Below are 25962 nucleotides of genomic sequence, written 5' to 3'. Positions count from 1 at the left end.
TGCGTATAACGCTCATCAGCAATGATGATCGTCGCCACGCAGGTAAATGACCCAGTATGTCAACCCGACCAATAAACCGCCGCCGATAATGTTACCGATTGTGACCGGAATCAGGTTATCGGTGATGAAATTCATCACGGTCAGGTGAGAAAAACTTTCCGGACTGGAGCCCACTGCGGCCCAGAATTCCGGTGTGGCGAAGTCACGGATTACAATCCCCATCGGAATCATAAACATGTTTGCGATGCTGTGCTCAAAACCGCTGGCAACAAACATGGCGACGGGCAATACCATGATAAACGCTTTGTCCATCAGGCTACGACCCGAGTAGCTCATCCACACGGCCAGGCAAACCATCAGGTTAGCCAGGATACCCAGGCAGACAGCTTCAATAAAAGTATGATGCATCTTGTGGTCGGCGGTTTGCAGGACGTTAAGCCCCCATCCGCCGTTGGCGGTCATATACTCGCCGGAAAGCCACATCAACAACACAAAGAGCAGACAACCGATCAGGTTACCAAAATAAACGTTGAGCCAGTTTTTTGCCAGTTGGCCCCATGTGATTCGGCCGCTCGCTTTCGCGACAACAATCAGCACTGTTGATGTGAAAAGATCTGCGCCGCAGATAACACAGAGAATCAGCCCCAGCGAGAAGCAGATGCCTCCAACCAGTTTCGCCATACCAAAAGGCATTGTGCCTGTACCGGTTGTGGCGGTGATATAGAAAACAAAGGCAATGGAAATGAACACACCCGCGGTAATCGCCAGATAGAAAGTCTTCAGCGGATGTTTCGTTGCTTTATAGACACCTGCCTCTTCGGCCACTTTGGCCATTGCAGCAGGGAGTAATAGATCAAAAGGGTTGTCAGCTTTCACACTAACTCTCTCTTTATTAAGTCGGCGACGAGATACTAACAAAGCATTATAGATGAGAATTTGATATAGATCATATCTCGCCTGGCTTATAGGCCCGCAAGATGCGTGGTTTTTACGCGATTGCGGTGTAAATATTTGATTATCCAAATAAAAATAAATTTTAAAAATTATAAAGTGAGTTGAATTTTTTCGCTGAGCCTCCCCGATGGCAGTTAATTAAAATGGAGTAATTGGCAAATAAAGTAACACCAGCACATTAATATCTGTAATATCAACTACCAATATTTAACCTTGTTATTACATTTATTTTCGTTTGCCAAAAAAATAAAAAAACAGGGCGCATAAAGCGCCCCGTAATATAGCTCAGTCGATTGTTTAAACCTACCTACAGTAGGTTATTCGCTTCTATTTTGACCAGTGAGCGGCCTTGGCGCGCTGCAATTTCTCATAGGCTTTCAGCAGAGACTGATGTGAGGCGAAAGCATGCAGATCGCTATCAACCGCTTGCAGCCCATAAAATGCCGCTTCGCCACTCAGTGCCGCGCTGGCCGCTTCAACAGCTTCGGCGCCATACATCCGAACGAAAGCATTCAGGTATTGCAGCGGTTCGCGGTCTTCTTCCTGCGCCAGAAGCAGCAGCGTTTGCAGACAGCGGTAGTAGTTCGCACGTTCAGCGCTAAAGATGGAGGCGTTGAATTCCATCGTCCACTCTGTCCAGATCAGCGCCTGCTCCAGATCGCCGCCAGCCAGCGCCAGCATTGCTTTAAGCTCACCGATGCGCAGGGTATACCAGCCATTATCCGGGCCTGTCGCCAGACCAAGTAACTCGCGCACGCGGGTAAAGTCATCAAAGCCTTCTTCATCTAATTGTTCAATCAGATTGAGGTAAGCCTCTTTCTCCCATGCGCTGCCCGGCAGGGCAAGGAGGGTTTCGCGCAGATGGCTTCCCATGCTGTTGTTGGCGAGCCACAGATCTTCTGCCGGATAAATATCAGACATGCCCGGCACAATAATGCGGCAGGCATAAACGCCGAGGTGCTCATAGTCGGCAATATAGACCTCTTTATCTTCCGCATTGAAGATTGCCATCAGCGTGGCGAACTCTTCTTCCGTGGTGCCGGAGAAACTCCAGTCAGCAAACGGATAGTCGGCATCCTGCTTGAACAGATCCCAGGAGATCAAACCGCTGGAGTCAATGAAGTGCGTCTCAAGGTTAGTATGTTCAGCCACTTCTTCGTCGTCGAACGTTGGCGGGGTAAAGACATCAAGATCTTTCAGCCCACGGCCCTGCAACAGCTCGGTGACGGTACGCTCCAGCGCAACGCCGAAATCAGGATGCGCGCCGAAGGAGGCGAAGCAGGTGCCGTTGGCCGGGTTGAACAGGACGACGCAGATAACCGGATACTGACCGCCCAGCGAGCCGTCATAAGCGAAGATTGGGAAACCTTCCGCCTCCAGCTTAGCGATGGCCTCTACCACTGCCGGGTAGCGTGCCAGCACATCGGCTGGAATTTCCGGCAGGCTAATGCTTTCGGCGATGATGCGGTTTTTAACATGACGTTCGAACACTTCAGACAAACCCTGCACACGCGCTTCGTTGCGGGTGTTACCGGCCGACATTCCGTTGGAAACGTACAGGTTGCCGATAATGTTCATCGGAATATACACGGTGTGATTATCAGACTGGCGGGTAAACGGCAGGCCGCAGATACCGCGATCTTCGTTACCGGATTGCAGATCGATAAGCATGCTTCCGGCCAGCTCGTTTTCCGGGTCGTAGAACGCGCGCAGACGGTCATCCAGTAACCCTTCCGGCAGGGCGTCGTCATCGGTTAGCGGGAACCATTTTTCATTCGGATAATGCACGAACGGGCCATTGGCGATGGTTTCACCCAGCCAGAAATCGGCGAAGAAATAGTTGGTGGACAGACGCTCAAAATATTCACCCAGCGCGGAAGCCAGCGCGGCTTTTTTGGTTGCGCCTTTGCCGTTGGTAAAGCACAACGCGCACTCTTTGTCGCGAATATGCACCGACCAGACGTTAGGCACCGGATTCAGCCAGGAGGCCTCTTCAATATGAAAACCGAGGTCGAGCAGTTTTTGCTGGAAGCGAGCGATGGAATCTTCCAGGGCGGCGTCTTTGCCGGGGATAAATGTTTGCGTCATGAAAATCACTTTTGTCGTACGGAAAGCGCGCAATGATACGGGTTTTATGTTGACGGCGCTATCGCCGCCGCCCCGGCAGCGTAAATAAAAGTGCGTAGTAGCGTCGTTCCTGTGAATGCCGGGGATCGTCAATGACGCCCGCGAGGCGCAAATCCAGAATGGTCGAAGGCCAGCCGGGTAAAACGGGCTACCTGACAGCGAATCTATCGGTTTTATGTCGTCAATCCGATAGATTCTGTTGTGTGACGTAGCGCGCATTTTTGGCCTGATGAGTTTTACCCATTGCGGCGCGTGTCACTGAATGATAAAACCGATATCCACAGGAATAACTTATACCCAATATCCGTCGTCCTGCCTTGCGCAGACGTTCGGGTGTTGAGGCGATAATAACGCAACGTGGTGAGGGGAAATGGCTCAGGTCTTCAATTTTAGTTCAGGTCCGGCAATGCTACCGGCGGAAGTGCTTAAACTGGCTCAACAGGATCTGCGTGACTGGCACGGTCTTGGCACGTCAGTAATGGAAATTAGCCACCGCGGCAAAGAATTTATCCAGGTCGCAGAGGAAGCGGAACAGGATTTTCGCGATCTCCTCAGCATCCCCTCCAACTACAAAGTATTGTTCTGCCACGGCGGCGGCCGTGGGCAGTTTGCGGCAATTCCGTTAAATATTCTGGGCGATAAAACGTCGGCGGATTACGTTGATGCCGGTTACTGGGCGGCCAGCGCCATCAAAGAAGCGAAAAAATACTGTTCGTCAAACGTGATTGACGCCAAAGTCACGGTTGACGGTCTGCGTGCGGTCAAACCGATGAGCGAGTGGCAACTTTCTGATAACGCCGCTTACGTTCATTATTGCCCGAACGAGACTATCGACGGCATCGCAATTGATGAAACGCCGAATTTTGGTTCGGATGTCGTTGTGGCTGCGGATTTCTCATCCACAATTCTTTCCGCGCCGCTGGATGTGTCGCGTTATGGCGTGATCTACGCCGGGGCGCAGAAAAACATCGGCCCGGCGGGGCTGACAATTGTGATTGTGCGTGAAGATCTGTTAGGTAAAGCGAACATCGCTTGCCCGTCTATCCTTGATTACACCGTGCTGAACGACAACGACTCGATGTTCAATACCCCGCCGACCTTTGCCTGGTATCTTTCTGGCCTGGTGTTCAAATGGCTGAAAGCGCAGGGCGGCGTTGCGGCGATGAACAAAATCAATCAGCAAAAAGCGGAACTGCTGTATGGCGTGATTGATAACAGTGATTTCTACCGTAACGATGTGGCGAAATCGAATCGTTCACGTATGAACGTGCCTTTCCAGCTAGCGGACAGCGCGCTTGATAAAGTCTTCCTGGAGGAATCTTTCGCTGCGGGTTTGCATGCGCTGAAAGGTCATCGCGTGGTGGGCGGAATGCGCGCCTCTATCTATAACGCAATGCCGCTTGAAGGCGTGAAGGCGTTGACGGATTTCATGGTCGATTTCGAGCGTCGCCACGGCTAATTCGTTTTCTTTTTTCATCCCCACAGCCAGCCTGTGGGGTTTTTATTTCTGTTTTTGAGAGTTGAGTTTCATGGAATCCCTGACGTTACAACCCATCGCGCGGGTCGATGGCACCATCAATCTGCCTGGCTCCAAGAGTGTTTCGAATCGCGCTTTGTTACTGGCGGCATTAGCAAGCGGCACCACTGTTCTGACAAACCTGCTGGACAGCGATGATGTTCGCCATATGCTGAACGCGCTGAGTGCGTTGGGGGTCAGTTATACCCTTTCCGCCGACCGTACCCGCTGTGAAATTACCGGGCAGGGCGGCGTATTACATGCCGAAGGCGCGCTGGAACTGTTCCTGGGCAATGCGGGAACGGCGATGCGTCCGCTTGCCGCCGCGCTGTGCCTGGGGGCAAATGATATCGTGCTGACCGGTGAGCCTCGCATGAAAGAGCGCCCGATCGGTCATCTGGTCGATGCGCTGCGTCAGGGCGGTGCGAAGATTGATTATCTGGAGCAGGAAAACTATCCGCCTCTGCGTCTGCGCGGCGGTTTTAGCGGCGGTCACGTTGAGGTTGATGGCAGCGTCTCCAGTCAGTTCCTCACCGCGCTGCTGATGACCGCGCCGCTTGCGCCGCAGGATACGACGATCGCAATTAAAGGCGATCTGGTGTCCAAACCGTATATCGACATCACGCTGAACCTGATGAAAACATTCGGCGTTGAGGTTGAGAACCAGAATTACCAGCGTTTTGTGGTGAAAGGGGAGCAGCAGTATCATTCACCGGGTCAATATCTGGTGGAAGGCGACGCGTCATCCGCTTCTTATTTCCTTGCCGCTGGCGCCATTAAAGGCGGAACGGTAAAAGTGACGGGGATTGGCCGCAACAGTATGCAGGGCGATATCCGCTTTGCCGATGTACTGGAGAAGATGGGCGCCACCATCACCTGGGGCGATGACTTCATTGCCTGTACGCGCGGTGAACTGAACGCTGTGGATATGGACATGAACCATATCCCGGATGCGGCGATGACCATCGCCACGGCGGCGTTGTTTGCTAAAGGCACCACCACGCTGCGTAATATCTATAACTGGCGTGTAAAAGAGACTGACCGCCTGTTTGCGATGGCGACGGAACTGCGTAAAGTCGGCGCTGAAGTAGAAGAGGGGCATGATTTCATTCGTATCACGCCACCGGCTCAGTTGCAGTTTGCCGAAATCGGCACCTATAACGATCACCGTATGGCGATGTGTTTCTCGCTGGTTGCGTTGTCGGATACGCCGGTGACGATTCTCGATCCGAAATGTACCGCTAAAACCTTCCCGGATTACTTCGAACAACTGGCGCGTATTAGTACGCCTGCCTGATAAAAGTAAAACATTGTCATCTTTTGGGCTGGCTCTTCGCCAGCCCGCTATAATTGCGCAAATCTTCCTCATCTGATGACAGACAAAATGGGTTTTTGCATACAAAGATAACGATTGTGAGCGTTGGCGCGTATAATGCGCGGCGTTCACGTTAACGGTATGCCTGTTTAAGGAGAAAAAGATGACGGCAATTGCCCCGGTAATTACCATTGATGGCCCAAGCGGTGCAGGTAAAGGCACCTTGTGCAAGGCAATGGCGGAAGCATTGCAATGGCATCTGCTGGACTCGGGCGCGATTTATCGTGTACTGGCGCTGGCGGCCTTACATCATCATGTTGATGTCACCTCTGAAGACGCTCTTGTACCGCTTGCGTCTCATCTGGATGTTCGTTTTGTCTCAACCAATGGCAATCTGGAAGTCATTCTGGAAGGGGAAGATGTGAGCGGGGAAATCCGCACGCAAGAAGTCGCGAACGCGGCATCTCAGGTCGCTGCATTCCCGCGCGTGCGCGAAGCGCTTTTGCGCCGCCAGCGTGCGTTTCGCGATGCGCCAGGGTTGATTGCCGATGGCCGCGACATGGGAACGGTGGTATTCCCTGATGCGCCAGTAAAAATTTTCCTGGATGCGTCTTCTGAAGAACGCGCTCACCGCCGTATGCTACAGTTGCAGGAGAAGGGCTTTAGTGTTAACTTTGAACGCCTTTTGGCCGAGATAAAGGAACGTGACGACCGCGATCGTAATCGCGCTGTCGCGCCATTGGTTCCTGCTGCCGATGCTTTAGTTCTGGATTCTACCCGATTAAGCATTGAGCAAGTGATTGAAAAAGCGTTACAATACGCGCGCCAAAAACTGGCACTCGCTTAAGTGCGACCGAATTTGTAGTACCCCCGCTGCAATGGATTGACAGTGGGTATGTGAAACAACCCCATCCGGCATGGAGCCAGGTGGACGTTAAATATGAAACCTGAAGATTAAACATGACTGAATCTTTTGCTCAACTCTTTGAAGAGTCCTTAAAAGAAATCGAAACCCGCCCGGGTTCCATCGTTCGCGGCGTTGTTGTTGCTATTGATAAAGATATCGTACTGGTTGACGCTGGTCTGAAATCTGAATCCGCCATTCCGGCTGAGCAGTTCAAAAACGCCCAGGGCGAACTGGAAATCCAGGTTGGCGACGAAGTTGACGTTGCTCTGGATGCAGTAGAAGACGGCTTCGGCGAAACCCTGCTGTCCCGTGAAAAAGCGAAACGTCACGAAGCCTGGATCACGCTGGAAAAAGCTTACGAAGATGCTGAAACTGTTACCGGTGTTATCAACGGCAAAGTTAAGGGCGGCTTCACTGTTGAGCTGAACGGTATTCGTGCGTTCCTGCCAGGTTCCCTGGTAGACGTTCGTCCGGTGCGCGACACGCTGCACCTGGAAGGCAAAGAGCTTGAATTCAAAGTCATCAAGCTGGATCAGAAGCGCAACAACGTTGTGGTTTCCCGTCGTGCCGTTATCGAATCCGAAAACAGCGCAGAACGCGATCAGCTGCTGGAAAACCTGCAAGAAGGCATGGAAGTTAAAGGTATCGTTAAGAACCTCACTGACTACGGTGCATTCGTTGATCTGGGTGGCGTTGACGGCCTGCTGCACATCACCGACATGGCATGGAAACGCGTTAAGCATCCGAGCGAAATCGTAAACGTTGGCGACGAAATCACTGTTAAAGTGCTGAAGTTCGACCGCGAGCGTACTCGTGTATCTCTGGGCCTGAAACAGCTGGGCGAAGATCCGTGGGTAGCTATCGCTAAGCGTTATCCAGAAGGTACCAAACTGACTGGTCGCGTGACCAACCTGACCGACTACGGCTGCTTCGTTGAAATCGAAGAAGGCGTTGAAGGCCTGGTTCACGTTTCCGAAATGGATTGGACCAACAAAAACATCCACCCGTCCAAAGTTGTTAACGTTGGCGATGTAGTGGAAGTTATGGTTCTGGATATCGACGAAGAACGTCGTCGTATCTCCCTGGGTCTGAAACAGTGCAAATCCAACCCGTGGCAGCAGTTTGCGGAAACCCACAACAAGGGCGACCGTGTTGAAGGTAAAATCAAGTCTATCACTGACTTCGGTATCTTCATCGGCCTGGACGGCGGCATCGACGGCCTGGTTCACCTGTCTGACATCTCCTGGAACGTTGCAGGCGAAGAAGCAGTTCGTGAATACAAAAAAGGCGACGAAATCGCAGCAGTTGTTCTGCAAGTTGACGCAGAGCGTGAGCGTATCTCCCTGGGCGTTAAACAGCTCGCAGAAGATCCGTTCAACAACTGGGTTGCTCTGAACAAGAAAGGCGCTATCGTAACCGGTAAAGTTACTGCTGTTGACGCTAAAGGCGCAACCGTAGAACTGGCTGACGGCGTTGAAGGTTACCTGCGTGCTTCTGAAGCATCCCGTGACCGCGTTGAAGATGCGACTCTGGTTCTGAGCGTTGGCGACGAAGTTGAAGCTAAATTCACCGGCGTTGATCGTAAAAACCGCGCAATCAGCCTGTCTGTTCGTGCGAAAGACGAAGCTGACGAGAAAGATGCAATCGCAACTGTTAACAAACAGGAAGATGCAAACTTCTCCAACAACGCAATGGCTGAAGCTTTCAAAGCAGCTAAAGGCGAGTAATTCTCTGAAACTTCGGGTGTTTTATCCCGAAGTTTGATGAGTTTACTTGACAGATTACAAGATTCGTCCTGTAATCAAGCACTAAGGGCGGCTACGGCCGCCCTTAATCAATGCAATAACAGCAGCAGCCAATTTGCTTACAGGAACCGGAGGAATCATGACCAAGTCAGAATTGATTGAAAGACTTGCAACCCAGCAATCTCACATTCCCGCGAAAGCGGTTGAAGATGCAGTAAAAGAGATGCTGGAACATATGGCCTCGACTCTTGCGCAGGGCGAGCGTATTGAAATCCGCGGTTTCGGCAGCTTTTCTTTGCACTACCGCGCACCTCGTACCGGACGTAACCCGAAGACTGGCGATAAAGTAGAACTGGAAGGAAAGTATGTTCCGCACTTTAAGCCGGGTAAAGAACTGCGCGACCGCGCCAATATTTACGGTTAAGTTTTAACGAAAAACTTGATCCAGAAAAAAGCACCTGAAAGGTGCTTTTTTCATTTCTGTATTCCGACAGGAAAAGAGACTTTAACGCCACCATCTGGCATAAACCTACGCCTGATGGCGCTACGCTTATCAGGCCTACAGATATGTTCCCGTGACTCCGTAGGCCGGATAAGACGCTTCGCGTCGCCATCCGGTACAAAGTAGCGCCTGATGGCGCTACACTCATCAGATCTACAGATACGTGCTCGTAGGCGTAACTGGAAAACCTCTCGCATTTTTATGTGCATCTTGCATTCCCAACGCGAAAACCACGGAATTTGCGCCGAATAACCACAAATTGTCGCCAGACAAACGTTAGCTAAATCTGCACACTTCCTGTAACAGGGAGGTGTCTATGAAAATAACAACGGTCAGCGTGTGTGCATTATGCGGAATTCTTCCGCTAATATTCTTACCTGTACTTCCCGGTTCGTTGTGTCTCATTGGCATATTTTGTTTTGCCTGCGCGCTGTCCTTTGTTCCATATAAATATACGCAGTACGCCCGCTTGACACTGCTGTTTTTTCTCTGGGGAATACTTGCTGCAAAGCAAGCCGTCTGGCCGGGTAATACCTTGCCTGGCGCAACACAGGAAACCGTGGTGCAAATTACGGCGACCGATCATGCCACCACACATTACGGGCAAATTACCCATGTACAGGGGAAACGCCTGTTTCCCTCGGTGGGCGTTGTTCTTTATGGGCAATATTTGCCCGGCGAGGTGTGTGCAGGTCAACGTTGGGCGATGAAGCTAAAAGTCCGTGCCGTGCATGGTCAGCTTAATGAGGGGGGATTTGATAGCCAGCGTTATGCGCTCACGCAACATCAGCCTCTGAGCGGCCGGTTTCTGCATGCGACGATCATTGAATCGTCATGTAGTTTACGCGCGCGTTATCTTGCCTCCCTCAATACCACGCTGGCGCGCTACCCCTGGCAGCAGGTTATCCTGGCATTAGGCATGGGCGAGCGTTTATCAGTATCGCAAGAGGTCAAAAATATTATGCGCGATACTGGTACGGCGCACCTGATGGCCATTTCAGGGTTGCATATCGCCTTTGCCGCACTGCTGGCCGGAGGATTGATTCGTGGCGCGCAATTTTTACTTCCCACCCGCTGGATTCACTGGCAAACGCCGTTAGTGGGAGGGATTGTGTGCGCGACGTTTTATGCCTGGCTCACGGGGTTACAACCCCCCGCGTTGCGTACGGTTGTGGCGCTGGCGGCGTGGGGATTACTGAAGCTGAGCGGTCGACAATGGAGCGGTTGGGAGGTCTGGTTCTGCTGCCTGGCGGCAATAGTGATTGCCGATCCGATTGCTGTTCTGTCGCAAAGTCTGTGGCTTTCGGCCTTTGCCGTCGCAGCGCTTATTTTCTGGTATCAGTGGTTTCCTGTACCAGCTTGGGCGTTGCCTCGGGCAGGGAAAGTCGCGTTGGATCTCGTTCACTTACAGTTGGGCATTACGCTTCTGCTCTTACCTGTGCAAATAGCGCTTTTTCATGGTGTAAGTGTGACCTCTTTTCTGGCGAATCTGTTTGCTGTCCCTTTGGTTACATTTATCTCTGTACCACTGATACTGGCGGGAATGATCGGCCATTTGATCGGGCCGCTGATGGCTGAAGAAGGTCTCTGGGCGCTGGCTGACGCCTCTCTGGACGTGTTGTTCCGGGCGCTGAAAAGTCTGCCGGAAGGGTGGATTAATATTGATTATCGCTGGCAATACCTGTCTTTGGCTCCCTGGTTAACGCTTATGGCGTGGCGATTGAATGTCTGGCGAACTTACCCGGTGATCTGTTTGTCTGGCGTGTTGCTGTTGAGCTGGCCGTTATGGCGTACGCCGCGCACGGAGGCGTGGCAGGTTCATATGCTGGATGTCGGACAGGGGCTGGCGATGGTTATCGCGCATAACGGGAAAGCGATACTTTATGATACGGGACGCGCCTGGCCGGATGGCGATAGCGCACAGCAGCTCATCATTCCCTGGCTACGCTGGCACAATCTGGAACCTGAGGGGATTATCCTGAGCCATGAACATCTGGATCATCGGGGTGGCCTGTCATCATTACAGAAGACGTGGCCTTCGCTCTGGATCCGAAGCCCATTAGGCTGGAAGGGCCATCTGCCGTGCTTTCGTGCGGAGCAGTGGACGTGGCAGGGGCTATCCTTCAGCGCACACTGGCCGATTAAAGGAAACAGGGAAAAGGGCAACAACCATTCCTGCGTGGTTAAAGTGGATGACGGAAAGCAGAGTATTTTGCTGACGGGCGATATTGAATCTCCGGCTGAACAAAAAATGCTAAGTCGTTATTGGCGGCATTTGCAGGCGACAATTATTCAGGTTCCGCATCATGGCAGTAATACATCGTCGTCATTAGCGTTAATTCAACGGGTTGAGGGCCTGGCCGCGCTGGCGTCGGCATCGCGCTACAACGCCTGGCATCTGCCTTCCTGGAAGGTACAACAGCGCTATCAACAACAAGGTTATCAGTGGCTGGATACCCCGCATCAGGGGCAAATTTCGGTGGACTTTTCCCCGCAAGGCTGGCGCATACGAGGTTTACGGGAGCAAATTTTACCTCGTTGGTATCATCAGTGGTTTGGCGTGTCAGAGGATAACGGGTAGAATATGCGGCTATTTCAACAAATGCTGGTTTTTTGAATGCATAACGATAAAGATCTCTCTACGTGGCAGACGTTCCGCCGACTGTGGCCTACCATTGCGCCTTTCAAAACTGGGCTGATCGTGGCGGGTGTCGCGTTGATCCTCAATGCGGCCAGCGATGCTTTTATGTTATCGCTCCTCAAACCATTGCTGGACGATGGTTTTGGTAAAACAGATCGATCGGTGCTGCTTTGGATGCCGCTGGTGGTTATTGGCCTGATGATATTACGTGGTATCACCAGCTATATTTCCAGCTACTGTATTTCATGGGTATCGGGCAAAGTGGTGATGACCATGCGCCGTCGTCTGTTTGGTCATATGATGGGGATGCCTGTTGCATTCTTTGATAAACAATCAACGGGGACACTGCTTTCTCGTATTACCTATGACTCAGAACAGGTTGCGTCATCGTCTTCCGGGGCGTTGATTACGGTCGTGCGTGAAGGTGCATCGATCATCGCTTTGTTTATCATGATGTTCTATAACAGCTGGCAACTGTCGATCATTCTGGTCATTCTGGCGCCCGTTGTGTCTATTGCGATTCGCGTGGTATCGAAGCGTTTTCGTAGCATCAGTAAAAACATGCAGAACACGATGGGGCAGGTGACCACCAGTGCAGAGCAGATGCTGAAAGGCCACAAAGAAGTGCTTATCTTTGGCGGTCAGGAAGTTGAAACGAAGCGTTTTGACAAAGTCAGCAATAAAATGCGTCTGCAAGGGATGAAAATGGTGTCTGCATCATCCATCTCTGATCCGATCATTCAGCTGATCGCGTCTCTGGCGCTGGCCTTTGTTCTCTATGCGGCTAGCTTCCCGAGCGTAATGGATAGCCTGACTGCGGGTACGATTACCGTCGTATTCTCATCAATGATTGCCCTGATGCGTCCTCTGAAATCGCTGACCAACGTCAATGCGCAGTTCCAGCGTGGTATGGCGGCATGCCAGACGCTGTTTGCTATTCTGGATAGCGAGCAAGAGAAAGACGAAGGCAAACGCGTAATTGAACGTTCGACGGGCGATCTGGAATTCCGCAATGTGACCTTTACCTATCCGGGGCGTGAAACGCCTGCGCTGCGCAATATCAATCTGCATATTCCGGCGGGTAAGACGGTTGCACTGGTCGGGCGTTCCGGTTCAGGTAAATCAACCATTGCCAGTCTGATCACGCGCTTCTACGACATCAATGAAGGGAATATCCTGATGGATGGACACGATCTGCGTGAATATACCCTGTCTTCATTGCGTAATCAGGTCGCGCTGGTTTCGCAGAATGTGCACCTGTTTAACGATACGGTTGCGAACAACATCGCCTATGCGCGTACTGAAGAGTACAGCCGCGAGCAAATTGAAGAAGCGGCGCGTATGGCGTATGCCATGGACTTTATCAGCAAGATGGATGACGGTCTGGATACGGTTATCGGCGAGAACGGCGTACTGCTTTCCGGTGGTCAGCGTCAGCGTATCGCGATTGCCCGTGCGTTGCTGCGTGACAGCCCAATCCTGATTCTGGATGAAGCCACTTCTGCGCTGGACACCGAATCCGAACGCGCGATTCAGTCCGCGCTGGATGAGTTGCAGAAAAACCGTACTTCGCTGGTTATCGCGCACCGCCTCTCAACGATTGAACAAGCTGATGAAATTGTCGTGGTGGAAGACGGGATTATTGTTGAGCGTGGAACCCATCGCGAATTGCTGGAGCAGCGCGGTGTGTATTCGCAACTGCATAAAATGCAATTTGGCCAATGATCGCCCGCATCTGGTCTGGTGAATCGCCCCTGTGGCGTCTGTTGCTCCCACTCTCCTGGCTGTATGGCCTGGTGAGTGGGGGGATTCGCTTGTGCTACCGGCTGGGAATTAAACGCGCCTGGCGTGCGCCGGTGCCAGTTGTTGTCGTCGGGAACCTTACGGCGGGGGGCAACGGAAAAACGCCGGTCGTTATCTGGCTGGTCGAGCAACTGCAACAGCGCGGCATTCGCGTAGGGGTTGTTTCGCGGGGGTATGGCGGTAAAGCGGCGTCTTATCCGCTGTTGCTTACTCCACAAACGTCCTCTGCGGAAGCGGGCGATGAGCCGGTACTGATCTATCAACGAACCGGCGCGCCTGTCGCTGTCTCGCCGGTTCGCTCAGACGCAGTAAAAGCGATTCTCGCGCGTCACGATGTACAAATTATCGTGACAGATGACGGGCTACAGCATTATCGTCTGGCGCGCGATATTGAAATCGTTGTCATCGACGGCGTGCGTCGGTTTGGCAATGGCTGGTGGTTGCCCGCAGGGCCGATGCGTGAGCGCGCCAGCCGGCTTAAATCGGTAGATGCGGTGATCGTCAACGGCGGCGTTGCCAGACCAGGAGAAATTCCGATGCAGCTGGCGCCAGGGCTGGCGGTCAATTTATGCACCGGTGAGCGCCGTCATGTCGCGGAGTTAAGCAACATTGTCGCGATGGCGGGGATTGGCCATCCTCCACGTTTCTTTGCTACGCTCGAAGCGTGTGGGGCGTCGCTACAGAAATGCGTTCCGTTGGCCGATCATCAGTCTCTCGCCTCTAACGATGTGAAGGCGTTAGTAACCGACGGGCAAACGCTGGTCATGACGGAAAAAGATGCCGTTAAATGCCGGGGATTTGCCGAGGACAACTGGTGGTATTTACCTGTAGACGCGCGTTTGTCGGGTGAACAACCTGACGCACTGCTTGAACAACTCATCTCGCTGGCTCGCTAGCACAAATTGATGTGGCGGCAGCGAACGATTCCCGGAGTTATACATGTCGTTGCCGCATCTCTCTCTTACGGATGTTCGTCATCTCCATCTTGCTGCGCAAGGTTTGCTGAAAAAGCCCCGCCGTCAGGCATTGCCTGCGGATATTCTCGCGACGATTTCGCGCATGTCTTTATTGCAAATCGATACGATCAACGTTGTGGCGCGCAGCCCCTATCTGGTGCTGTTTAGCCGTCTGGGCCACTACCCGCAACAGTGGCTGGACGACTCGTTGTCGCGTGGCGAACTCATGGAATACTGGGCGCATGAGGCCTGTTTCTTACCGCGTAGCGACTTTACGCTAATTCGTCACCGTATGCTGGCGCCTGAGAAGATGGGCTGGAAGTACAAAGCATCGTGGATGCAGGAACATGCCGATGAGATCGCGCAGTTGATCCAGCATATTCATCATAACGGCCCTGTGCGCTCAGCGGATTTTGCGCATCCACGCAAAGGCGCCAGTGGATGGTGGGAATGGAAGCCGCATAAGCGCCATCTTGAAGGATTGTTCACTGCCGGGAAAGTCATGGTTGTAGAACGGCGCAACTTTCAGCGCGTGTATGACCTGACGCAACGCGTGATGCCGCACTGGGACGATAAACGCGATTTACTGTCGCAGGCAGAAGCAGAAATCGCCATGCTGGATAATAGCGCGCGCAGTCTGGGGATTTTTCGCGAGCAGTGGCTGGCGGATTACTATCGCCTGCGGCGACCTGAAGTGAAAACGTGGCGTGATATCCGCGTTGAACAAGGGCAACTGGTTCCCGTTCAGGCCGACAGGCTGGGGGCAATGTGGCTACACGCCGATCTGTTGCCGCTACTGGAGCAGGCGCTGAACAATAAGCTCACCGCTACGCATAGCGCGGTTTTATCCCCTTTTGATCCCGTCGTCTGGGACCGGAAACGGGCAGAGCAGTTGTTCGATTTTAGCTACCGCCTGGAGTGCTATACCCCGGCGCCTAAACGCCAGTACGGCTATTTTGTTTTGCCGCTGCTGCATCGGGGGCAGTTGGTTGGGCGCATGGATGCCAAAATGCATCGCAAAACGGGCGTTCTGGAAGTCATCTCGCTCTGGTTGCAGGAGGGGGTTAAACCGGGCCCGACGCTGCAAAAAGGGTTGTTACAGGCGATTAATGCGTTCGCTCGCTGGCAACAGGCCAGCCGCGTCACGCTAGGGAACTGCCCATCCGCCTTGTTTGCAGAAAATCGTCATGGCTGGGAAATAGACGCGGTCTCATAAACGATTATGTTAATATTGATGAATTCACAATCCGGTCCATCTGGAGGAACTATGGATCATCGTCTACTTGAAATCATTGCCTGCCCGGTATGCAACGGCAAACTCTGGTATAACCAGGAAAAACAAGAACTGATTTGCAAACTGGATAACCTGGCTTTCCCATTGCGCGATGGCATTCCGGTATTGCTGGAAACGGAAGCGCGTTCCATTACTGCTGATGAGAGTAAATCATGAGTTTTGTGGTCATTATTCCCGCTCGTTTTTCGTCCACGCGTCTGCCCGGTAAGCCTTTACTGGATATCAACGGCAAACCGATGATCGTGCATGTTCTGGAACGCGCGCGCGAATCTGGCGCTGAACGCATTATTGTCGCGACGGATCATGAAGATGTCGCTCGCGCGGTAGAAGCGGCGGGTGGGGAAGTCTGCATGACGCGCGCTGACCATCAGTCCGGGACGGAGCGTCTGGCGGAAGTCGTTGAAAAATGCGGTTTTAGCGACGATACCGTTATTGTGAACGTGCAGGGCGATGAGCCGATGATCCCGGCGGTGATTATTCGTCAGGTGGCGGAAAACCTGGCGCAGCGCCAGGTTGGTATGGCGACGCTGGCGGCGCCGATTCACGGTGCTGAAGAAGCTTTTAATCCTAATGCAGTGAAAGTTGTGCTGGACGCTGAAGGCTATGCGCTTTATTTCTCGCGTGCGACGATCCCCTGGGATCGCGATCGTTTTGCGAAAAGCCTTGAGACCGTGGGCGACACGTTCCTGCGCCATCTGGGAATTTACGGCTATCGCGCCGGGTTTATTCGCCGCTACGTGAACTGGCAGCCCAGCCCGCTTGAGCATATTGAGATGCTGGAGCAGCTTCGTGTGCTGTGGTATGGCGAAAAAATCCATGTTGCCGTCGCCAAAGAAGTCCCGGGAACGGGCGTTGATACAGCCGAAGATCTTGAGCGCGTTCGCGCCGAAATGCGCTGATATCCGCTATCGCACTCCTCTCACAAATGGGAGGAGTGTCGTATCGTTACGATTTTCCCTTCATTTTTCTTTTCATCAATTGATCTCATCCGGGTGACATCTGTCCATACGGCGCTCATTATAAAAGCAGTGGCGTTTATGAGGGCAATCTGAAATGGAACAGCTGCGAGCCGAACTGAGTCATCTGCTGGGCGAAAAACTCAGCCGTATAGAGTGCGTGAGTGAAAAGGCGGATACGGCCTTGTGGTCGCTGTACGACAGTCAGGGAAACCCGATGCCGCTAATGGCGAGAAGTTTTACGACCCCTGGTGTGGCGCAGCAACTGGCATGGAAAACGACCATGCTGGCGCGTAGCGGCACGGTACGCATGCCGGTTGTCTATGGCGTGATGACGCATGAGGAACACCCCGGGCCTGATGTCCTGCTGCTGGAGCGTCTGCGTGGCGTCTCTGTGGAAGCGCCCGCCCGCACGCCTGAGCGCTGGGAGCAATTGAAGGATCAGATTGTAGAAGGGTTGTTAGCCTGGCATCGACAGGACAGCCGGGGTTGCGTGGGCGCGGTGGATCATACGCAGGAAAATATCTGGCCGTCCTGGTATCGCCAGCGTGTTGAAGTGCTATGGACGACGTTAAACCAGTTCAACAACACCGGGTTAACCATGCAGGATAAACGCATTCTGTTTCGTACCCGGGAGTGCCTGCCTGCGCTGTTTGAAGGATTTAATGATAATTGCGTGCTCATCCACGGCAATTTTAGCCTGCGCAGTATGCTGAAAGATGCCCGCAGCGATCAGCTTCTGGCGATGGTAGGGCCTGGCGTTATGCTGTGGGCGCCACGAGAGTATGAACTGTTTCGGCTGATGGACAATGCGCTGGCGGAAGGGTTGCTCTGGCATTATCTGCAACACGCGCCAGTGGCGGAATCGTTCATCTGGCGGCGTTGGCTTTATGTGTTATGGGACGAAGTCGCGCAGCTGGTCAATACCGGGCGTTTTAGCCGCTCCAACTTTGACCTCGCGACAAAATCACTGCTGCCCTGGCTCGCCTGACGCGCCTTTCAGCCACTGCCAGATGCGCCCCAGCGTTTCATAACCGGCGCGATCGCTATGCATCAACCATACCGGGGAGGGAATTGCTCGCTCCCACGGATTTAACGGTGAATCTATCGCCAGTTGATTGGCTGGCGCAGGCAGCGGATGTAACCCAACATGCTGGAAGAATATCATGGCGCGCGGTAAGTGGGAGGCGGAAGTGACCAGCAGGAAAGGGGAATCGCCGATGGCCTGTTTCACCGCTTCCGCCTCTTCTTCGGTATCTTTTGGCTGATCCAGCGTGATGATGTCGCTGCGCGGCACACCCAGCGATTGTGCCACTCTTGCGCCCGCTTCTGCCGTACTCACGCGATTGGTTTTTGCCGCCGCGCCCGTAAAGATCAGTTTCGATCCCGGATTGGCCAGCCAGAGGCGTACGCCTTCGTTCAGACGTGGGAGGCTGTTATTGATCAGATTTGAACTGGGCGCCCACTGGGGGTTCCAGGTGTAGCCGCCGCCCAGCACCACGATATAGTCTACTTTTTGCGTTCCCTGCCAGGTGGGGTAACTGTCTTCAATCGGTTTGAGTAAACGGTCAGCAACAGGTTGCAGGCTTAACAGAAATATTGCCAGCCATCCCAGGCTGATAAACGCCTTCCCGGTTTTCTGAAAGCGGCTAAACCATACCAGCGCCAGCCCCACGCCCATGATGAGCAGCATAAAGGGAAGCGGCAGCAACAGACCGCCAGTCACTTTCTTCAGAGTAAAAAGCATCCTTTTTGGTTCCTTTTTTGACCATACAGCAGGGGATCAGCAGGGATATTACACCAGACAGGTTAAATATCGCCGCGACTATGACAAAATAGCTTCTTTTTAAAAGCACACCTGAGCCAGCCTGTGGAGAGTCCGATGCGGGACCGCAATTTTGATGACATTGCTGAAAAGTTTTCCCGTAACATCTACGGAACCACTAAAGGACAGCTGCGACAGGCGATTCTGTGGCAGGATCTTGATCGGTTGCTGGCGGAATTCGGCGAGCGAAAACTGCACATCCTGGATGCTGGTGGCGGAGAGGGGCAAACGGCCATCAAAATGGCGGAGCGTGGGCATCAGGTTACATTGTGCGATCTGTCCAGCGAGATGATCGCGCGTGCGCAGCAGGCGGCAGAAGCAAAAGGTGTGAGCGGAAACATGCATTTTATACAATGCGCCGTTCAGGATGTCGCTTCGCATTTGGAAACCTCCGCTGATCTGATATTGTTTCATGCTGTGCTGGAGTGGGTGGCGGAACCGGTCGGCGTGTTAGAGACGCTTTGGTCAGTTTTGCGTCCCGGCGGAGCACTGTCGTTAATGTTCTACAATGCTAACGGCCTGTTGATGCATAACATGGTGGCAGGGAACTTTGACTATGTGCAGGTGGGGATGCCAAAACGCAAAAAGCGTACGCTTTCGCCAGACTATCCACGTAAACCCGAGCAGGTTTATCAGTGGCTGGAAGATATTGGCTGGCAGATTACCGGTAAGACCGGCGTACGCGTATTTCATGATTATCTGCGTGAGAAGCATCAACAGCGTGACTGCTATGAGATGTTAGTTGAATTAGAAACGCGTTATTGCCGCCAGGAGCCGTATATTAGCCTTGGCCGCTACATTCATGTCACCGCGCGCAAACCGCAGATGCAAGGATAACTTATGAGTGAATTTTCCCAGACAGTCCCCGAACTGGTTGCCTGGGCCAGAAAAAATGACTTTTCCATCTCTCTGCCGGTAGACCGACTTTCGTTCCTGCTGGCGGTAGCCACGCTGAACGGCGAGCGCCTGGACGGGGAGATGAGTGAAGGCGAACTGGTGGATGCGTTCCGCCATGTCAGTGATGCGTTTGAGCAAACCAGCGAAACCATCGGCGTGCGCGCCAACAACGCGATCAACGATATGGTACGTCAACGTCTGCTGAACCGCTTTACCAGCGAGCAAGCGGAAGGCAACGCCATTTATCGCCTGACGCCGCTCGGGATTGGCATTACCGATTACTACATCCGCCAGCGTGAGTTTTCCACGTTGCGCCTTTCCATGCAGCTATCCATTGTCGCGGGTGAACTGAAGCGGGCGGCGGATGCGGCAGATGAGGGCGGCGACGAATTTCACTGGCATCGCAACGTTTATGCGCCGCTGAAATATTCGGTCGCGGAAATTTTCGACAGCATCGACCTGACCCAGCGCATCATGGATGAGCAGCAGCAGCAGGTAAAAGACGACATTGCGCAGTTGCTGAACAAAGACTGGCGCGCGGCGATTTCGAGTTGCGAACTGCTGCTTTCTGAAACATCCGGCACGCTGCGTGAGTTGCAGGATACGCTTGAAGCGGCTGGCGATAAATTACAGGCTAATCTGTTACGCATCCAGGACGCCACGATGGCGCATGACGACCTGCATTTTGTGGATCGTCTGGTGTTCGATCTGCAAAGCAAACTCGACCGCATTATTAGCTGGGGTCAGCAATCCATCGACCTGTGGATTGGCTATGACCGACACGTACACAAATTTATCCGTACTGCGATTGATATGGATAAAAACCGCGTCTTTGCCCAGCGACTGCGCCAGTCCATCCAGAGCTATTTTGATGAGCCGTGGGCGCTGACCTATGCCAACGCCGATCGTCTGCTGGATATGCGCGATGAAGAGATGGCGCTGCGCGATGAAGAGGTGACCGGCGAACTGCCGCCGGACCTGGAATATGAAGAATTTAACGAGATCCGCGAACAACTGGCGGCGATCATCGAAGAACAGCTGGCTATCTATAAATCCAGACAAGCCCCACTGGATCTCGGCCTGGTAGTGCGCGAATATCTGGCGCAATACCCACGAGCGCGTCACTTCGACGTGGCGCGTATTGTTATCGATCAGGCGGTACGTCTTGGCGTAGCGCAAGCAGACTTCACCGGACTGCCAGCCAAATGGCAGCCGATTAATGATTACGGAGCCAAGGTACAGGCGCATGTCATTGACAAATATTGAACAAGTGATGCCGGTTAAGCTGGCGCAGGCGCTGGCAAACCCGTTATTTCCGGCGCTGGATAGCGCATTACGCTCCGGCAGACATATCGGTCTGGATGAGCTGGATAATCATGCCTTCCTGATGGATTTCCAGGAGTATCTGGAAGAGTTTTACAGTCGCTATAACGTCGAACTGATTCGCGCGCCGGAGGGTTTTTTCTACCTGCGCCCGCGTTCCACGACGATTATCCCGCGCTCTGTCTTGTCTGAACTGGACATGATGGTGGGTAAAATCCTCTGCTATCTCTATCTCAGCCCGGAGCGGTTGGCGAATGAGGGGATTTTTACCCAGCAGGAACTGTACGATGAGCTGCTCGCCCTGACAGACGAAGCCAAATTGCTGAAACTGGTCAACAACCGCTCAACGGGGTCTGACGTGGATCGTCAGAAACTACAGGAGAAGGTGCGCTCGTCGTTAAACCGTCTGCGTCGCTTAGGGATGGTGTGGTTTATGGGCCATGACAGCAGCAAATTCCGCATCACGGAATCGGTGTTCCGCTTTGGCGCGGATGTGCGTACCGGTGACGATCCGCGTGAAGCGCAGCGTCGCTTAATCCGCGATGGGGAAGCCATGCCGGTTGAAAATCACCTGCAACTCAACGATGAGACCGAAGAGAATCAGCCGGACAGTGGAGAGGAAGAATAATGATTGAACGCGGTAAATTTCGCTCACTAACGCTGATTAACTGGAACGGCTTTTTTGCCCGCACCTTTGACCTCGATGAGCTGGTCACCACGCTGTCCGGCGGGAACGGCGCCGGTAAATCCACCACGATGGCGGCGTTCGTCACGGCGCTGATCCCGGACTTAACCTTACTGCATTTCCGTAACACCACGGAAGCCGGGGCCACCAGCGGATCGCGCGATAAAGGCCTGCACGGTAAGCTGAAAGCGGGCGTCTGTTATTCCATGCTCGACGTCCTCAATTCCCGCCATCAGCGTGTTGTGGTGGGCGTACGTTTGCAGCAGGTCGCCGGACGCGATCGCAAAGTTGATATCAAACCGTTTGCCATTCAGGGCTTGCCGATGTCGGTGCAGCCGACGCAGCTGGTGACGGAAACGCTGAACGAGCGCCAGGCGCGCGTGTTGACCCTCGCGGAGCTGAAAGAGAAGCTCGATGCGATGGAAGGCGTGCAGTTTAAGCAGTTTAACTCGATCACCGATTATCACTCGCTGATGTTCGATCTAGGCATCATTGCCCGCCGTCTGCGTTCTGCGTCCGATCGCAGCAAGTTCTATCGTCTGATTGAAGCCTCGCTGTACGGCGGGATCTCCAGCGCGATTACTCGTTCCCTGCGTGACTACCTGCTGCCGGAAAATAGCGGCGTGCGTAAAGCGTTCCAGGATATGGAAGCCGCGCTGCGTGAAAACCGTATGACGCTGGAAGCGATCCGCGTAACCCAGTCGGATCGTGACCTGTTCAAGCATTTGATTAGCGAAGCCACTAACTACGTGGCGGCGGACTACATGCGCCACGCCAACGAACGCCGGGTTCATCTGGATAAAGCGCTGGAGTTTCGTCGCGAGCTGTACACATCGCGTAAGCAACTGGCGGCGGAACAGTACAAACACGTCGACATGGCGCGTGAACTGGGCGAGCACAATGGTGCGGAAGGGGATCTGGAAGCGGATTACCAGGCCGCCAGCGACCACCTGAACCTGGTGCAGACCGCGCTGCGCCAGCAGGAGAAGATCGAGCGCTACGAAGCGGATCTCGATGAGCTGCAAATTCGTCTCGAAGAGCAAAATGAAGTGGTGGCCGAAGCCGCCGACATGCAGGAAGAGAACGAAGCCCGTGCGGAAGCCGCCGAGCTGGAAGTGGATGAACTGAAAAGCCAACTGGCGGACTATCAGCAGGCGCTGGATGTGCAGCAGACGCGCGCGATTCAGTACAACCAGGCGATCCAGGCGCTCGACCGCGCCAAAGCGCTTTGTCATCTGCCTGACCTGACGGCGGACAGCGCCGCAGAATGGCTGGAAACGTTCCAGGCGAAAGAGCAGGAAGCAACGGAAAAACTGCTTTCGCTGGAACAGAAAATGAGCGTGGCGCAAACCGCGCACAGTCAGTTTGAACAGGCATATCAGCTGGTGGCCGCCATTAATGGCCCGCTGGCGCGTAATGAAGCCTGGAGCGTGGCGCGCGACCTGCTGCGCGAAGGCGTGGAACAGCGTCACCTGGCGGAGCAGGTTCAGCCGCTGCGTATGCGTCTGAGTGAACTGGAACAGCGCTTGCGCGAACAGCAGGAAGCTGAACGCCTGCTGGCGGAATTCTGTAAACGTCAGGGCAAACATTTCGACATTGATGAGCTGGAAGCGCTGCACCAGGAGCTGGAAGCCCGCATCGCCGCCCTGTCGGATAGCGTTTCTAACGCCCATGAACAGCGTATGACGCTGCGTCAGGAGCAGGAGCAACTCCAGTCCCGCATTCAGCACTTAATGCAGCGCGCCCCGATCTGGCTGGCGGCGCAAAACAGTCTGAATCAGCTGTGCGAACAGAGCGGCGAAGAGTTTACCTCCAGCCAGGATGTAACCGAGTATCTGCAACAGTTGCTGGAGCGCGAGCGTGAAGCGATTGTAGAGCGCGACGAAGTTGGCGCGCGTAAGAACGCGGTTGACGAAGAGATTGAACGTTTAAGCCAGCCGGGCGGCTCGGAAGACTCGCGTCTGAACGCGCTGGCGGAGCGTTTTGGCGGCGTGTTGCTGTCGGAAATCTATGATGACGTCAGCTTCGAAGACGCGCCGTACTTCTCCGCGCTGTACGGCCCGTCCCGTCATGCTATCGTGGTGCCGGATCTGTCGCTGATCGCCGAACAGCTTGAAGGGCTGACGGATTGCCCGGAAGATCTCTATTTCATCGAAGGGGACCCGCAGTCGTTCGATGACAGCGTCTTCAGCGTTGATGAGCTGGAAAACGCGGTGGTGGTGAAAACCGCCGAGCGTCAGTGGCGTTATTCCCGTTTCCCGACGGTGCCGATCTTTGGTCGCGCCGCGCGTGAAAACCGTATTGAAAGTTTGCATGCTGAGCGCGAAGGGCTATCTGAACGCTTTGCGACGTTGTCCTTCGACGTGCAGAAAACTCAGCGTCTGCATCAGGCGTTCAGTCGTTTTATCGGCAGCCATCTGGCGGTCGCGTTTGAGGCCGACCCGGAAGCGGAAATTCGCCAATTGAATGGCCGTCGCGTTGAACTGGAACGCGCGCTGGCTACGCATGAAAACGACAACCAGCAGCAGCGTATTCAGTTTGAACAGGCGAAAGAGGGGGTCTCCGCTCTGAACCGCTTACTGCCGCGCCTGAACCTGCTGGCGGACGACACGCTGGCTGACCGCGTGGATGAAATTCAGGAACGTCTGGATGATGCGCAGGAAGCGGCGCGTTTTATACAGCAACACGGTAATCAGTTAGCCAAACTGGAGCCGATCGTCTCGGTTCTGCAAAACGATCCCGAACAGTTTGAGCAACTGAAAGAAGATTACGCATACTCCCAGCAAACGCAGCGGGATGCGCGTCAGCAGGCTTTTGCGCTGACCGAGGTCGTACAGCGTCGGGCGCACTTCAGCTATTCCGACTCAGCCGAAATGCTGAGCGGCAACAGCGATCTGAACGAAAAACTGCGTCAGCGTCTGGAACAGGCGGAAGCCGAGCGTACCCGTGCCCGTGAAGCGTTACGCGGTCATGCCGCGCAACTCAGCCAGTACAATCAGGTTCTGGCCTCACTGAAAAGCTCGTATGACACCAAGAAAGAGCTGCTGGGCGACCTGCAACGTGAATTACAGGATATCGGCGTGCGCGCCGACAGCGGTTCGGAAGAGCGCGCGCGTATCCGCCGTGACGAACTGCATACGCAACTGAGCAATAACCGCTCACGTCGTAACCAGCTGGAAAAAGCGCTGACCTTCTGTGAAGCGGAGATGGATAACCTGACCCGCAGACTGCGCAAACTGGAACGCGATTATCATGAAATGCGCGAGCAGGTGGTCACCGCGAAAGCCGGGTGGTGCGCGGTGATGCGGATGGTGAAAGATAACGGGGTAGAGCGCCGTTTGCATCGTCGCGAGTTGGCTTATCTGTCGGCAGATGAACTTCGCTCCATGTCGGATAAGGCGTTGGGTGCGTTGCGTCTGGCGGTGGCGGATAACGAACACCTGCGTGATGTATTACGTATGTCGGAAGATCCAAAACGACCGGAACGTAAGATCCAGTTCTTCGTGGCGGTTTACCAGCATCTGCGGGAGCGTATTCGCCAGGATATCATCCGTACCGATGACCCGGTTGAGGCCATCGAACAGATGGAAATTGAGTTGAGTCGCCTGACGGAAGAGTTGACCTCCCGCGAACAGAAGCTGGCGATCAGCTCGCGCAGCGTGGCGAACATTATTCGTAAGACGATTCAGCGCGAACAAAATCGTATTCGTATGCTGAACCAGGGACTGCAAAACGTCTCATTCGGTCAGGTGAACAGCGTGCGTCTCAACGTTAACGTGCGGGAAACGCATGCGACCTTGCTGGATGTTCTTTCCGAACAGCATGAGCAGCATCAGGATCTGTTTAACAGCAACCGCCTGACCTTCTCTGAAGCGCTGGCGAAGCTGTATCAGCGCCTGAATCCGCAGATTGATATGGGGCAGCGTACGCCGCAGACCATTGGCGAGGAGCTGCTGGATTACCGTAACTATCTGGAGATGGAAGTCGAGGTCAACCGTGGTTCAGACGGCTGGCTGCGTGCGGAGTCCGGCGCGCTGTCTACCGGTGAAGCGATTGGTACCGGGATGTCCATTCTGGTGATGGTAGTACAAAGCTGGGAAGACGAAGGCCGCCGCTTGCGCGGAAAAGATATCTCCCCATGCCGCCTGCTGTTCCTTGATGAGGCTGCGCGTCTGGATGCGCGTTCCATCGCGACGCTGTTCGAACTGTGCGAACGTCTGCAAATGCAGCTTATCATCGCAGCGCCGGAAAACATCAGCCCTGAGAAAGGCACCACCTATAAGCTGGTGCGTAAGGTTTTCCACAATACCGAACACGTTCATGTGGTCGGACTGCGTGGCTTCGCCCCACAACTGCCGGAGACCCTACCTGGCACTGGCACCGAAGATGCCTCGTCGCAGGCCGCCGGGTAAGTAAGATGAAGACGGCCTTCGCGCCGTCTTTTTTCATCATAAAATCGATCAATAGAAGTCTGAAAAGCACCTTACACCAGGTGCTTTTTCTTTAAACTTCTTTA

Annotated in this window: 19 protein-coding genes; 16 read left to right on the top strand and 3 right to left on the bottom strand. The window is 53.7% G+C overall.

The features are described from left to right. Window positions 1–15: 15 nt before the first annotated feature. On the bottom strand, window positions 16–876 hold the full coding sequence (gene focA, locus OGV79_RS14785; protein ID WP_024130478.1) for a formate transporter FocA: 861 nt from the start codon (window positions 874–876) through the stop codon (window positions 16–18). 405 nt (window positions 877–1281) lie between these two features. After that, window positions 1282–3042 (bottom strand): 30S ribosomal protein S12 methylthiotransferase accessory factor YcaO, encoded by a 1761-nt coding sequence (gene ycaO, locus OGV79_RS14780; RefSeq protein WP_024130477.1) that lies wholly within the window; start codon window positions 3040–3042, stop codon window positions 1282–1284. Window positions 3043–3451: 409 nt separating this feature from the next. Between ycaO and serC the strand changes: the two genes are divergently transcribed. From serC to OGV79_RS14720, 12 genes are all read left to right on the top strand, one after another. Continuing rightward, entirely contained in the window at window positions 3452–4540 is a 1089-nt protein-coding gene (gene serC, locus OGV79_RS14775) for a 3-phosphoserine/phosphohydroxythreonine transaminase (protein WP_286468642.1), read from the top strand. Between the two features lie 70 nt (window positions 4541–4610). Beyond that, window positions 4611–5894, top strand: a complete 1284-nt coding sequence (gene aroA / locus OGV79_RS14770) for a 3-phosphoshikimate 1-carboxyvinyltransferase (RefSeq protein WP_110494422.1) — start codon at window positions 4611–4613, stop codon at window positions 5892–5894. A gap of 181 nt (window positions 5895–6075) precedes the next feature. Further along, window positions 6076–6759: a (d)CMP kinase gene (gene cmk / locus OGV79_RS14765; protein WP_012133018.1), complete on the top strand. Its 684-nt coding sequence runs from the start codon at window positions 6076–6078 to the stop codon at window positions 6757–6759. Window positions 6760–6872: 113 nt separating this feature from the next. Beyond that, on the top strand, window positions 6873–8546 hold the full coding sequence (gene rpsA / locus OGV79_RS14760; protein WP_012133016.1) for a 30S ribosomal protein S1: 1674 nt from the start codon (window positions 6873–6875) through the stop codon (window positions 8544–8546). Window positions 8547–8703: 157 nt separating this feature from the next. Then, window positions 8704–8988, top strand: coding sequence for an integration host factor subunit beta (ihfB, locus tag OGV79_RS14755; protein WP_000167332.1), 285 nt, complete (start codon window positions 8704–8706; stop codon window positions 8986–8988). Window positions 8989–9382: 394 nt separating this feature from the next. After that, window positions 9383–11647, top strand: a complete 2265-nt coding sequence (locus OGV79_RS14750) for a ComEC family protein (protein WP_114848423.1) — start codon at window positions 9383–9385, stop codon at window positions 11645–11647. Between the two features lie 36 nt (window positions 11648–11683). Beyond that, complete coding sequence (msbA, locus tag OGV79_RS14745) at window positions 11684–13432, top strand: lipid A ABC transporter ATP-binding protein/permease MsbA (RefSeq protein ID WP_012133012.1); 1749 nt, start codon at window positions 11684–11686, stop codon at window positions 13430–13432. After that, the gene (lpxK, locus tag OGV79_RS14740) at window positions 13429–14406 is read left to right on the top strand and encodes a tetraacyldisaccharide 4'-kinase (RefSeq protein WP_199971427.1); all 978 of its coding nucleotides are present in this window, start codon (window positions 13429–13431) and stop codon (window positions 14404–14406) included. The genes msbA and lpxK overlap by 4 nt, the downstream gene beginning before the upstream one ends. 43 nt (window positions 14407–14449) lie before the next feature. Further along, on the top strand, window positions 14450–15682 hold the full coding sequence (locus tag OGV79_RS14735; RefSeq protein ID WP_200028589.1) for a winged helix-turn-helix domain-containing protein: 1233 nt from the start codon (window positions 14450–14452) through the stop codon (window positions 15680–15682). Window positions 15683–15733: 51 nt separating this feature from the next. Then, window positions 15734–15916 (top strand): protein YcaR, encoded by a 183-nt coding sequence (gene ycaR, locus OGV79_RS14730; protein WP_012133009.1) that lies wholly within the window; start codon window positions 15734–15736, stop codon window positions 15914–15916. Continuing rightward, window positions 15913–16659, top strand: coding sequence for a 3-deoxy-manno-octulosonate cytidylyltransferase (kdsB, locus tag OGV79_RS14725; protein ID WP_012133008.1), 747 nt, complete (start codon window positions 15913–15915; stop codon window positions 16657–16659). The genes ycaR and kdsB overlap by 4 nt, the downstream gene beginning before the upstream one ends. 154 nt (window positions 16660–16813) lie before the next feature. Beyond that, window positions 16814–17707 (top strand): YcbJ family phosphotransferase, encoded by an 894-nt coding sequence (locus OGV79_RS14720; protein ID WP_012133006.1) that lies wholly within the window; start codon window positions 16814–16816, stop codon window positions 17705–17707. On the opposite strand, the gene elyC is transcribed toward OGV79_RS14720, so the two are convergent. Continuing rightward, window positions 17684–18463 carry an envelope biogenesis factor ElyC gene (gene elyC / locus OGV79_RS14715; protein ID WP_047457766.1) on the bottom strand — a complete coding sequence of 260 codons (780 nt, stop codon included), beginning with the start codon at window positions 18461–18463 and terminating at the stop codon, window positions 17684–17686. The genes OGV79_RS14720 and elyC overlap by 24 nt on opposite strands. Before the next feature lie 135 nt (window positions 18464–18598). Between elyC and cmoM the strand changes: the two genes are divergently transcribed. From cmoM to mukB, 4 genes are read left to right on the top strand one after another with little or no spacing between them, the layout of a single operon-like run. Beyond that, window positions 18599–19378, top strand: coding sequence for a tRNA uridine 5-oxyacetic acid(34) methyltransferase CmoM (gene cmoM, locus OGV79_RS14710; protein ID WP_286468641.1), 780 nt, complete (start codon window positions 18599–18601; stop codon window positions 19376–19378). 3 nt (window positions 19379–19381) lie between these two features. Beyond that, a complete protein-coding gene (gene mukF, locus OGV79_RS14705) occupies window positions 19382–20704 on the top strand; it encodes a chromosome partition protein MukF (protein WP_058668967.1) in 1323 nt (440 codons plus the stop codon). Beyond that, on the top strand, window positions 20685–21389 hold the full coding sequence (mukE, locus tag OGV79_RS14700; RefSeq protein ID WP_024130476.1) for a chromosome partition protein MukE: 705 nt from the start codon (window positions 20685–20687) through the stop codon (window positions 21387–21389). Before mukF ends, mukE begins: the two co-directional genes overlap by 20 nt. Then, on the top strand, window positions 21389–25858 hold the full coding sequence (mukB, locus tag OGV79_RS14695) for a chromosome partition protein MukB (RefSeq protein ID WP_112002303.1): 4470 nt from the start codon (window positions 21389–21391) through the stop codon (window positions 25856–25858). Before mukE ends, mukB begins: the two co-directional genes overlap by 1 nt. The last annotated feature ends 104 nt before the right edge of the window (window positions 25859–25962 follow it).

Source organism: Citrobacter sp. CK185, assembly GCF_030333565.1.
In the GTDB taxonomy this organism is placed as follows: domain Bacteria; phylum Pseudomonadota; class Gammaproteobacteria; order Enterobacterales; family Enterobacteriaceae; genus Citrobacter_B; species Citrobacter_B koseri.
The sequence above is the reverse complement of the archived record's forward strand: the minus strand, read 5'-3'. Positions and strand labels throughout refer to the sequence as shown.